The organism is Chitinophagales bacterium (assembly GCA_020635995.1).
GTDB lineage: Bacteria > Bacteroidota > Bacteroidia > Chitinophagales > UBA8649 > JAFMKE01.
On sequence record JACJYS010000005.1, the window covers coordinates 90,530 to 103,896 of the forward strand.

Here is a 13,367-nt window from a genome sequence, read left to right on the forward strand (position 1 = left end):
TTCAAAAGTAAGGCAAAAAAGATAGTTTGCTTATAATTTTGGGTTATAATTTATGAAATACACTAAAACAACGCTAAATAAAGCAGAAAAATTATTAGAGGATATTGATTTTATAGTTCGCTATGAAAAAGGAAATTTTAATAGTGGCTACTGCCTGCTTGAAGATAAAAAAGTAGTAGTTATTAATAAATATTTTGAAATAGAAGCTAAAGTAAGCTCATTAATAGATATTATAATGAAACTCAAATTTAACACCAAAGACCTAAGCGAAGAAAGTCAAAAGTTTTATTTGCAGATAAGTCAATTAGAATTAGGAGATTTAGAATGAACCCAAAAGATTTGCATATAGAAACGGAACGTCTTTTAATAAGACCTTATACTATTGAAGATGCCCCTGCAATAAAGGAAGCAATAGATAGCAGTTTGCCTGAGTTATTGCTTTTTATGCCGTGGGCTAAAAATGAGCCACAAGGTATTGATGCAAAGAAAGAATTAATAAAACATTGGACTAAAGAAATAGAAGAAGATAAAGACTACACCTTAGGTATTTTTGATAAAGTATCAGGGGATTTTATTGGTTCTACAGGAATCCATACCATTAGAAGTAAAGAAAGACAAAATTTTCATATAGGGTATTGGTGTCATTCAAAACATACCAGGAAAGGCTACATTACAGAAAGTTCAAGAGCACTAACTGACTTTGGTTTTAATAAATTTAATGCGGAGAGAATGGAAATACATTGTGAGGAATCTAATATAAAAAGTGCAGCAATTCCAAAAAGATTAGGCTATAATTTAGAAGGCACTTTTAGAATATTAGAAAAAGACGAACACGGAAATAGAAAAAAACACCAAGCGTGGTATATGTTTAAAGAAGAATGGAAAGGATAAATTATGATAGTACGAATAGTGAAAATGAAATTTAAAGCAAATGAAATTGATAATTTCTTGGCTACTTTTGAAAAACAAAAAGAATTTATTGCCGGTTTTGAAGGATGTAGCTTTTTAGAACTGCTTAGAGATAAAAATGACGAAACTATATTTTTTACTCATAGCCACTGGGATAATGAAGAAACTTTAGAGCGATACAGACAATCTGATTTTTTTAGAAATATATGGAGTAAAGTAAAATTACTATTTAGCGACAAACCCGAAGCTTGGTCAACACAAAAATATGCATAATATAAACTTACATTTTGGCGAAATTAATGAGCTTTTAAACGCTTATTTAAAAGAAAACTCTTTTAATAAAATCTTTATTCTTGTAGATGAAAATACTAAAAGAGATTGTCTGCCACTTATCCATTTTAACAATTTTATAGAGATAGAAATAAAAAGTGGAGAACAGCATAAAAATATACAAACTTGCCAGCAGATTTGGGCAGTTTTATTAGAACATGAAGCCCACAGAAATGATTTACTTATAAATTTAGGTGGGGGTGTTATAGGCGATATGGGCGGTTTTTGTGCCTCGGTATTTAAAAGAGGTATTAGTTTTGTAAACATACCCACTACCCTGCTTGCTATGGTAGATGCCAGCATAGGCGGTAAAACGGGGATTGATTTTTACAATCAAAAAAATATGCTGGGGGTGTTTAACAAACCTAAAGCTGTATTAATAGACAATATTTTTTTAAAAACACTTCCTACACGGCAGCTACTTTCCGGAAAAGCCGAAATGCTAAAACATGGCATTATAGCTAATGAAGAACATTTTTTTAGTATTCCTATTGATGAAATTCCGACCTTAAATTTAATAGAAACATCAATTAATATTAAAAATGATTTTGTAAAACAAGACCCTTATGATAAAGGATTGAGAAAAACACTAAATTTTGGTCATACTTTAGGGCACGCCTTAGAAAGCTATTGTCTTTCAGAAAATTATGATTTGCTTCATGGCGAAGCTGTTGCTCAAGGTATGCTTTGGGCTATAGATTTATCTGTTAATTTTAACGCCTTAGATTTTTCTATGGCTACGAGATTAAAAAATCATATACGCCTGTTTTTTAAGCCTTTGCAAATACCTAATACTTCTTTAAAAGAAATAATTATTATAGCTCAAAACGACAAAAAGAATAATGATTCAAGTATTAACTTTTGCCTTTTAAAAGATATAAGTAATCCTATAGTTGATTTAAAACTCAATGCTAATCAAGTATATGATTGCTTATCGGATTAAAGTTACATTACCTGAAAGCACTTTATTTTCTCCGTCACAATAATATTCTACCACATACATGTAAACTCCTATATTTTGTGGTTGACCTTTATATGTACCATCCCAAGGGAGTAATGAATCATGTATTTTTTCGCCCCAGCGATTGTATATTGTAAATGACTGAACTATTGTTTTCTCATCTAATACTATTGGTTTAAACGTATTATTTACCGCATCTCCATTTGGAGAAAATGCCGTAGGAATGACTAAGCAATCTTTTAAATTTTTAATATTTACAACCAAAGTATCATAAGAAATACAGCCGTTATTAATTGCCTGTAAAATATAAATCATACTTGAATCGGCATTAATAATAGGTTCTTTACAATTAATACACGATAAACCATAAGGCGGTGTCCAATACCAATCTACTGCATTCCCAATTACTTCGGCTTGTTCTTCATCATTTTCATACATTTCTATAGGAGAAACTATATCTATTTCCGGAAACGTATCTACATACAAATTAATAGAAGAAGTATAATTACCGCAATAATCGTTATATAAAATAGCAGTAATGGTTTCTGAAATAGTAGCTGTATCTGCTAAAGGATTTTCATTAGAACCCACACTCCACCACACACTATCATTTGTAGCTATGTTTAAGTTGTAAATATCCCCTTCGCAATAAATAGTATCGCCTATTATTGTGGCATTAGGTGTATCTATGGCTACTACAAATAAGCTATCATAATTACTACAGTATTGGTCTTCATAATTTACTATAATTGAGGTATCATTTGCTATAGTGTATTGGGTGCTATTGGTTGTAGCTCCATTTGACCATAAATAAGTATAACCTACAGGCAAACTGTATGTTTCTACAGTATTAATACATGTAGTATCATTTCCTACAATACTTAAATTAGGTAATGAACGAGCATATATATTTATGGTATCATAAACACTACAATAACCATTGTAGGTTTGTAAAATAACCGAAGTATCATTATTTACTACAAAATCTATTTGCGTAACGGTATCGTTATTTAATGTAGTTGTAATACCCGTAGAACTAATAGTTATGATATCGTTTTCATATTGACATACGGTATCTGTATAAGTAAACAATCTTGCAGGAATAGTATCTATATTAAGTGTTATAGAATCGGAAACCATTCCACAATAATCATTAAATTGATAAACCACTATTGTATTGTCTAAAGTAGTTGCATTTCCAATATAAGTATTGCCTATTGTTCCATTGTTCCAATAAACGCTATCTGTAGTATTTACAATTAAATTAACTACATCGCCATCGCAATAATTTGTATCTCCTATTATAACTATTTGAGGTGTATCTATTACAAAAACATTAAATGAATCGGTATTTTGACAATAAGCATCTTCATAAGTAACATAAATGGTAGTATCTGATTCTATAGTATATGTGGCAGAATTTGATGCACTACCATTTGACCATAAATAATTATACGCTCCTGCTACGCTATAACTTTCCGTACTATTTATACAAACCGTATCTACTCCCGTTATACTATCTTCCGGCAAATCTCTTGTATAAATTTGTATGGTGTCCTCTGTTCCACACAAACCATTATAGGTAGTTAAGTAGAGTATGGTATCTTGCTCTATAAATACAGGATATGCTGTGGCAGTATCTCCACTTTCCCAAACAGGTATGCCCGTAGTTTGTACATTTATGGTATCCCACGAGTTAATACAAACCGTATCATTAAATACTAAATTAATATTAGGGATAGTATCTATATTAAGTATTACAGAATCGGAAACCATTCCACAATAATCATTAAATTGATAAACCACTATTGTATTGTCTAAAGTAGTTGCATTTCCAATATAAGTATTACCTATTGTTCCATTGTTCCAATAAACGCTATCTGTGGTATTTACTACCACTAAATTAACTACATCCCCTTCGCAATAATTTGTATCTCCTATTATAACTATTTGAGGTGTATCTACTACAAAAACATTAAATGAATCGGTATTTTGACAATAAGCATCTTCATAAGTAACATAGATTATAGTATCTGATTCTATAGTATATGTGGCAGAATTTGATGTACTACCATTTGACCACAAATAATTATACGCTCCTGCTACGCTATAACTTTCCGTACTATTTATACAAACTGTATCTACTCCTGTTATACTATCTTCCGGCAAATCTCTTGTATAAATGTATATAGTGTCTTCTATCCCACACAAACCATTATAGGTAGTTAAATAGAGTATGGTATCTTGCTCTATAAATACAGGATATGCTGTGGCTGTATCTCCACTTTCCCAAACAGGTATGCCTGTGGTTTGTACATGTATTGTATCCCATGAGTTAATACAAACCGTATCATTAAACACTAAATTAACATTAGGGATAGTATCTACTTCTATATTTAAAGTATCATAGAAAATACAATCTTCAATAAATAGTCTAACTGTTATTTGTGTATCTTGAAGTAAAACAAAATTAAGTGTATCAAATTGGCTACCATTACTCCATATTAAAGAATCATTTGGGGCATCAACATAAAGTTGCACACTATCATTGGCACAAATAGAAGTAGCACTATATTTTATTATAGAATCGGGCTCATATACAAAATGAATAGTAACACTATCTGTATTTACACAGCCGGTAAAATTATCTGTAACAACCACCGTGTATGTTTCTGAGTAATTTATACTTGCTATAGGATTGGCAATATTTGAATTATCTAAGCCATTAGTAGGTGTCCATATATAAGTATAGTCAGAAATACCTATATCTCCTAATTGATAATGTACACTATCATTACCACAAATATTGGTATCCGGAGCTAAGTTTAATAAAGGAATATCATTTACATAAATATTCTTTAAAACAGTATCTTGCCCGCAATCATCAGATAAAATTAACTGCACTTGATACATTCCCGGAATTGTATATGTAACCGCAGGTGGATTTTGTCCCACATAAGTTGCAGGGCTAGCCCCTGTTCCAAAATTCCAAGTAAAGGTTGGGTTTGTTCCTTCTATAGATGTATTGGTAAAAGTAACTGTTTCATTAACACAAATAATGCTGTCGCTTATATCAAAATCGGCAAAAGCACCACAACAAGGTAATACATTAATGATAACCGTATCGCTGGCTTCGCAACCATTACTATTTTGCCCTATTACTATTAATGTATCTGTTGTATTGCCATTAAAAATTGGGTCAGCTATATTGGCATTATTCAAATTAGCACTTGGCATCCAAATATAAGATACTGCTCCGGTGGCATTAAGTTGAACGTTTGTATTTGGACATACTGTTGTGTCATTAAAAGATGCTTCTACGTCTAAACTACTAATTTGTATATGCAGGGTATCAAAATATTGGCACACAGAATCTTCGTAATAAACAATATATGTAGTATCTGTTTCCGGCCAAAAAATTGGGTTTGCACTATTTACATCAGATATATTGTAATTAGGTGTCCACGATATATTGCTTACTGCACCTAAATCTATTTGCAATGAATCGCCTAAACAGATTAATGTATCTATAGAAGAGTTATTGCATACTACTATAGGATTAATTGGTGTATCGCAATTTACTTCACATTCTATTTCAGTTAAAACAGTAAGGGTATTAACTGTAGGAATATCATTAAAAACATTTAATGTAATATTTGATCTAGTAAAATTAATAGTAGTCATAGAGGAGGAAACAGTACCAAAGGCTAAAGTTGTATCTACTAAAATACAAGAACTTAAGGCTGTATCTGTTTTTATTATACCTACTTTATTTCCGTTAGAAAAATATGGCGAAGTATAAGCTATAATGAGTTCTTCTGCACTTGCTGCCGGAACTATAGTTCCATGCAATAATAATGAATTGTTTATTGTTGATGTTTTTTCTTTAAGTACATTTCCCGAAGCATCAAATTTAATTAATAATTCATCTTGAATAGTACTACCTACATATACAGGAGTATATAAATATAAATTACCAAAAGCATCTTTTAATATTTCGCCATCATATACATCTCTATTGGAAATCCATCCTGTACTTTGCTTCCAAATAGGATTAAAATTAGCATCAAATTTTTCTATAAAAATTTTAGCATTGCTTCCACTTTTATCTGAACCGTGTGCATAATAAAAGTTTCCATCTTTAAATATACTTCTATATAAAGAATAAGTGGAGGAATTCTCTATTTTACTATGTATTATATTTCCATTTGGATCTATTTCAAGTAGGAAAGGATTGGAAGAAAGAACTCCTGACATAGCAAGTCCTCCTGCACCATTAGATATAACTCTAAAAAATTGGTCATCAGAATAATCGTATTGATAAGACCATAATACATTTCCATTTCCATCAAATTTATACACTACCAAATTATCGGATGAGCCAGAAGGTGCATACCAGCAAACCATATAATATTCATTGTTTCCGGCATTTACTAGTTTAGGTCGTCTTATGATACCTTTTTGCAGACGTTTATTCCAAACAATGTTTCCTGCATTGTCAATTCTATATATTATTGCTTGGTCATTTTTTAATTCTACTGTTAATATATCCGAATTATTATCGGCAAACAAAATAGTGCCAATAAAAGAAGTAGTGCCTGCACTAGCAGCATACTCTCGCGACCAGTTAGTAGTTCCGTCTGTTTCCATATTTGCCATAAATAGATTGCCATTTACGGTTCCACCACTCATGTATAGTTGATTCGTAGCACTTTTATAAACAATATCATTTACAGTATTATAATTATTGTATGTTTTTAAATAATCACAATTTGAATTAGTTTGGGTGTTACACAACACCTCACATATAACGCTTTCAGTTATAGGCATAGTCAGTTTAGATAAATTGGCATTTATTTCTGTAGGGTATATTCCTTCTGTAAAAGTTCTTGAAACGGGTGTAATATTAATATTAGATTCATTCCAAAGTACTGTATTTATTTCATTGCAAACCGTATCTGTTCCTAAACTCAATTTTGTAATGGTAATGTCAAAATCATTTCCGCCATAGCTTCTAGTGGCATAGGAAAGTAACCCATATCCTTCATTTTCATTTATTTTAAAGAAACCATCTCTATGAAAAATATCTTCTTCGGCAGCCCCACCATATAATTTTGTCCATTGCTCTACCCCATTTGCATCTAATTTTGTTACAAACACATCATAACTACCATGACCTGCTATATTATTAGTTTTACCCGCCATGTACAGACTTCCGTCAGAAGATACCATTATCTCATCTCCAAACTCTGAACCTGATTGATTAAAATATTTATTCCAAATAATATTACCTGCATAATCTATCTTGGTTAGTATATTGCCACCATTACTTGCTCCGGTAAGTATTATATTGTTATCGGGTGTTTTATTTATACTATAATAAAAATCGCTTCCACTATAGTTATCGTAGGTTTTAACCCAATCAACATTCCCATTAGAAGGTTCTAATTGATAAACAACTCCTTTTTCGCCACCTCCAAAGGCCGTTGTGGTGCCACAACCATATATTTTACCATTATTACCTAATATTTGTCGCATTCCATGCTCTATAGAACCAAATCTTAATTTCTTCATCCATATTCTATTGCCACTACCGTCTATTTTTAACGTATAAATTTGTGCTCCACCACCCGATGACCCCATTAAGTAAAATTCATTATTATATTCTAAAATACTTGAGGCATGCAAGTAAGAAGAGCCCGAAACATCTATAGCTTTTTGCCAAACTATATTACCAGTTGCATCTAATCTCATATAAACTAATCCTCCTGCATCAGTTCTATTTGAATAGGCAGTTGATTCAAAAGCTACAAGATAGTCGTTTGTTGTAGTTTGAATAATATAAGCTGTACCTGCCAGCTCTCTTGAAGTAGTACCATAAGTATTAGACCACTCAACTTGGTTATTGGCATTATATTTTACTACAAAAATATCTTCTTGCCCTGCGCCATAACTATTAGTCATACCAGCTATTACATAACCCCCATCGGAAGTAATATAATTACTGATGTTTTTAGAATCTTGGGAGTTGTCATAATATTTTTGAAATAAATCGGTGCAAGAAGTTTCCGAATTAGAATTACAAACAGCAAAACAGCTTGTATCTACAACCATAGGATTAACTGTTTCAGACATATTATATGAAGCAAAATTACCCAGAGATGTATTAGATGCACTTATATTTTGAACAATTGGATTTATGGTTTGCTCTACCCACAATATTCCTTGTGCACTGCAACTGTCTTGTTCCTCTAAATTAAATTTAATTATATAAGGATCAAAATCACTTCCCCCGTAACTTTGGGTAGAACCTACCAAAATTCCGTAACCACCACTTTCATTAATTGCCAACATATTAGGATGTGCATAAACAGATTCATCTTGTTGCCCACCATAAATTTTAGTCCAAATTTCATTGCCCTGTCCATTAATCTTTGTAACAAATAGCTGCTTTCCATTACCAAAACTTGAGGTAACACCTGAAATGATATAACTATCTCCGCTCATTTTCTTAATACTCATTCCTTCATCGTAATCCGAACCAGCCAAAGATTTTGACCAAATTAAATTCCCGATAGCATCTACTCTAATTATATACAAATCAGCATTTGCGTTCACGTCAGTTCTTCCCAAACCTAAAATATCTCCATTATCAGCTTCTACAAATCCATCAAATCCATCAGCCAAATTTGGAATATCATATTTTTTAGCCCATAATGCATTTCCTATATTATTAGAACAATGAATAGTTGCTGTTGAAGCACCTGAAGCAAAAGTTCTATTAAGACCTCCCCAATACAAATTATTGTTAGAATGTAAAATTACATTTATTGAATGATCTATATATGAACCATTAAAACTACTTGACCATAAAGCATTCCCATTGGCATCTACTTCCATTAAAAAGGCATCTGAATTGCCTCCATTACTTATTATTTGACTGCCCGTTAAATAATAATGTCCATTTTGAAAAATTAAATCCCTTCCATTAAAGTAATCAGAAGTATTTGGTATTAATTTATTTTTAGCCCATATTATAGAACCGGAAGTACTTAATTTTATTAATGTTGTATTTTTTGTCCTATTTGCAAAATCTATATATTGAGATGATCCCGACATTACTAATAAATCTCCATTATTATCCTCTATCACATGAATTGACACCCCCTTTTCTGAATTAGACGTACCAATAATTTTATTCCACATTAATTGATCTTGGCTATTAAATTTACTAACAAATAAATCAATAGAACCAAAAACACCATCATTAGTATACCCCACTAATACATAACCTCCATCCTGTGTTAAAACAACAGCATTTGCTTCACTATCTCCGTTATCATTCAATGTAAATTGATAGGAGTTTGAACAATTTGTAGAAACAGACGTGCTTACATTCACTTCCGCACTCCCACTTACCGTTCCATTACAGTTATCATTACTCATACTTACCAAACTGTAAGTAGTGGTTGCAGAAGGATTTACCTGAATATAATATGGCGAATACTGAACATTATTTTGTGTAAAATTGTTAGTGCCATCTGTATAAGTAAAACTATAAGGTGGTACACCTGTAAAATCCACTCTTAAAAAAGCTACTCCGCCCGGAACTATAGTTGCATTTCCCGAAATAGTGGCTGTAGGTGTAGTTACTGTTATATAATTTGTTTTTGTTAGCACATCATTACCATAGGCATTTGTTACGGTTAAAGTAACACTATACACTCCCGTAGTAGCATAGCTTACTGTAGGGTTTTGCAATACCGAAGTGCTAGGCATACCCCCCGGAAAAGACCAGCTATAGGTTAAAGGTTGCACCCCGGCACTTTGGCTATAAAACTGTATAGATTGATTGGGACATACCAAGGTATCTTCTGCATAAAAAGCCACCACAGGAGAAGTACTCAAGCACTGCAATGCCGCTTGTGCATCTACCCTGCCTGCTCCTAACTGATTGATATAACTGGGGTTTTGTGCATCTATATTTACGGCAGTTGTTTTAAGGCAACTTTCTATCATATCGGGGGTAGCACCATAATTATAGCATTTCATTAAAGCACATAAACCTGCCACTAGTGGCGATGCCATAGATGTTCCTTGCTTAATATCATAGGCATTATCTGCTCCTGCCACCGTACTTAGTATAGCTACCCCGGGAGCTGCCACGTCTATAGTGCTTCCATAGTTTGAAAAAGAAGCTCTTGTATCTGTTTGATTGGTGGCAGCCACACTTATAACATGGTTATAAGCGGCAGGATACATAGGCACGCTTGTATTGCTATTTCCAGCTGCTGCCACAAATGTTATTCCTTGGTTGTAGCCTGCTGTTATTAAATTTTGATAGGTAACTGAATACGAACCCCCACCCCAACTCATATTTACAACATCTACATAACCACATGCTATGGTATAATCTATTCCTGCCCATGCTCCTACTAAACTACCACTACTATTTGCTCCTATTTTTACAGGCATTAATTGTACGCCATAACCTATAGAAGCTATTCCAATAGCATTGTCCGTAGCTCCGCCTGCTATACCTGCCACATGCGTACCATGAGAAAAATAAGAATTAGTAGCCGATGCCGGAGGAGCAGGATTATTATCATTATCTGCTGCATCCCAACCTACTACATCATCTATAAAGCCATTATTATCATCATCAATGCCATTATTAGGTATTTCATTAGGATTATTCCACAAAATGGGTGCAATATCTTCATGGGTTATACGCACTGCGTCATCTGTAATAGCCAACACTACTTGACTATTGCCTATACAAGTAGCAATATCCCACGCTAAAGGAGCATTTATTAACGGTAAAGCATATTGCTGTGGATACAAAGGGTCATTAGGTGTATAAAAAAGTTCGTACTGCGGTACTTCTTCTATATATTCTATAAAAGAATATTGTTTTGTATTTTCCAATAATCTTTCTAACGATATATTAGCATTGGTTTTAAGTAAGTATGTATGTTGTAAATTGACATCCTTCGTTTTAAAAGGCTTTTCTATACTTTGTATTTCATTATTTTTTATAAAATCAAATAATGGATTATTTTGAGAATAAATATCTTCCGATAAATCTATTTCAAAATAATTATACGTTTTAAGAAAATACTCATTTTGGGAATAAATGAAAAATCCAAATAAAATTAATATTTTTGTTAGTATAATTTTTTTCATCCTAATTTTTTAATCATAAAATTAATAGGATATAAAAGTACAATAATTATAATGTATTTTAATAAATTTAGCAATTTAATTTTATAAATAAATATCTAATCTATCTAAATGGGTACTTTATCTGACAAAACATCTAATATTTCAATAAATCTTCCCGCCTCTAAAAGTATAAGCAATAGAGCTTTAATTATTCAAGCTATATGCAGTAATTCCATTAAACTTTTAAACATTTCCGCTGCTGAAGATACTCAGATAATGTTGCATAATTTATCTGATAATTCTACAAAAAAAGATGTAGGCATGGCAGGCACGGCAGCTCGTTTTTTAACTGCTTTTTATGCACTTAAAAAGCAAAAAACACACATAACTGCACACCCAAGAATGCAAGAACGCCCCATGAAAGAGTTATGCTCAGCTTTAGAAAACTTAGGTGCTAAATTTGAATATTTAGATAAAAAATATCATCTTCCGTTTATAGTTGACGGTACTAATACTACAGGCGGAAATTTAGAAATAGATGCAACTATAAGTAGCCAATTTACCACAGCACTTATGCTGATTGCTCCTGCGTTAAAAAATGGTTTAACTATAACATTAAAAGGAAAAACAACTTCTGAATCCTATATTTTAATGACAAAAAATATAATGGAACATTTTGGCGTAAAAGTAAAATACAAAGAAAATAAAATAGAAATTAAAGAACAGGATTACCATCCGAACTCACTTGTAATAGAAAATGATTGGAGTAGTGCGTCCTATTTTTACAGTGCATTTGCATTAATGAAAAACGGGAGACTAACACTTAAAAATCTAAGTTCAAACTCATGGCAAGGCGATAAAATTGTTGCTGAAATTTATTACAGATTAGGTGTAAAAACAATTGTAAATGGAAATGATTTAGTTCTTGAACATTCAGAACATAAAATAGATTACTTAAACTATGATTTTTCCGATTGTCCCGATTTAGCTCAAACTGTAATTTGTACTTGTACAAGCTTAGGTATACAAGGCAATTTTAAAGGACTCCACACTTTAAAAAACAAAGAAACCGATAGAATAAAAGCTTTACAAAATGAACTTAAAAAACTAAGGTGGTTGCTCATAGAAAACAAAGACCATTCTTATACTTTAAAAAGAGCCTTACCCACAGAAACTTACAACCCTAAAATTAATACTTACAACGACCACCGCATGGCTATGGCTTTTGCTCCTTTAAAATTGCTACATCCAAAATTAGAAATTGAAAATCCCGAAGTAGTAAAAAAATCTTTTCCTAATTTTTGGTTAGAAATGGAAAAAATAGGAATATTTGCATCGTAATGCCTGTTTATCAACTTACGGAAGAACTCATTTTCCCTCATCCATCGTTAGCAGAATCCGATGGACTATTAGCCATTGGTGGAGATTTATCTACAGAAAGATTAATTCTTGCCTATAAAAATGGCATTTTCCCATGGTATAATGAAGACGAACCTATTTTATGGTTTGCCCCAAACCCACGCTTTGTTTTGTTTCCCGAAAAATTAAAAGTTTCAAAAAGTATGAAACAATTAATAAACAAAAACGAATACCATATAACTTTAAATCAATCATTTGAAAATGTAATAGGAAATTGCAAAAAAGTAAAACGCAAAAATCAAAATGGCACCTGGATAACTAACGATATGGAAAAAGCCTACATAAAATTGCACAAAAAAGGCATGGCACACTCCGTAGAGGTTTGGAACAAAAAAGAAGAATTAGTTGGCGGTTTGTATGGCGTAAATTTGGGAACTGTTTTCTTTGGAGAGAGTATGTTTCACAAAGAAAATAATACTTCTAAATTGGCGTTAATTCATTTAGGAACGAAATTTGATTTCAGTATAATAGATTGTCAAGTTTATACTAAACATTTAGCATCATTAGGAGCAGAAAACATACCGTTTAATTCCTTCTATGCAAAAATTGTTAAAGAAACCGAAAAACAATCTGTATTTTAAAT

Annotated in this window: 7 protein-coding genes; 6 read left to right on the forward strand and 1 reads right to left on the reverse strand. The window is 32.1% G+C overall.

Features of this window, described 5'->3' with window-relative positions:
• The first annotated feature begins 52 nt into the window (after positions 1 to 52).
• The 4 genes from H6578_08880 to aroB are packed head-to-tail and all read left to right on the forward strand — an operon-like array spanning position 53 to position 2,182.
• Positions 53 to 328, forward strand: a complete 276-nt coding sequence (locus H6578_08880) for a hypothetical protein (protein ID MCB9227262.1) — start codon at positions 53 to 55, stop codon at positions 326 to 328.
• Entirely contained in the window at positions 325 to 891 is a 567-nt protein-coding gene (locus H6578_08885; protein MCB9227263.1) for a GNAT family N-acetyltransferase, read from the forward strand. Before H6578_08880 ends, H6578_08885 begins: the two co-directional genes overlap by 4 nt.
• Positions 892 to 894: 3 nt before the next feature.
• Positions 895 to 1,182 carry an antibiotic biosynthesis monooxygenase gene (locus H6578_08890; GenBank protein ID MCB9227264.1) on the forward strand — a complete coding sequence of 96 codons (288 nt, stop codon included), beginning with the start codon at positions 895 to 897 and terminating at the stop codon, positions 1,180 to 1,182.
• Positions 1,175 to 2,182: a 3-dehydroquinate synthase gene (gene aroB, locus H6578_08895; protein ID MCB9227265.1), complete on the forward strand. Its 1,008-nt coding sequence runs from the start codon at positions 1,175 to 1,177 to the stop codon at positions 2,180 to 2,182. The genes H6578_08890 and aroB overlap by 8 nt, the downstream gene beginning before the upstream one ends.
• Here the strand turns inward: aroB and H6578_08900 are convergent.
• Complete coding sequence (locus H6578_08900; protein ID MCB9227266.1) at positions 2,171 to 11,386, reverse strand: S8 family serine peptidase; 9,216 nt, start codon at positions 11,384 to 11,386, stop codon at positions 2,171 to 2,173. The two genes, aroB and H6578_08900, sit on opposite strands and share 12 nt — an antisense overlap.
• A gap of 108 nt (positions 11,387 to 11,494) precedes the next feature.
• Between H6578_08900 and H6578_08905 the strand changes: the two genes are divergently transcribed.
• Together H6578_08905 and H6578_08910 are read left to right on the forward strand one after the other, a co-directional pair.
• Positions 11,495 to 12,706 carry a 3-phosphoshikimate 1-carboxyvinyltransferase gene (locus H6578_08905; protein ID MCB9227267.1) on the forward strand — a complete coding sequence of 404 codons (1,212 nt, stop codon included), beginning with the start codon at positions 11,495 to 11,497 and terminating at the stop codon, positions 12,704 to 12,706.
• Entirely contained in the window at positions 12,706 to 13,365 is a 660-nt protein-coding gene (locus H6578_08910; GenBank protein ID MCB9227268.1) for a leucyl/phenylalanyl-tRNA--protein transferase, read from the forward strand. Before H6578_08905 ends, H6578_08910 begins: the two co-directional genes overlap by 1 nt.
• Positions 13,366 to 13,367 lie beyond the last annotated feature (2 nt).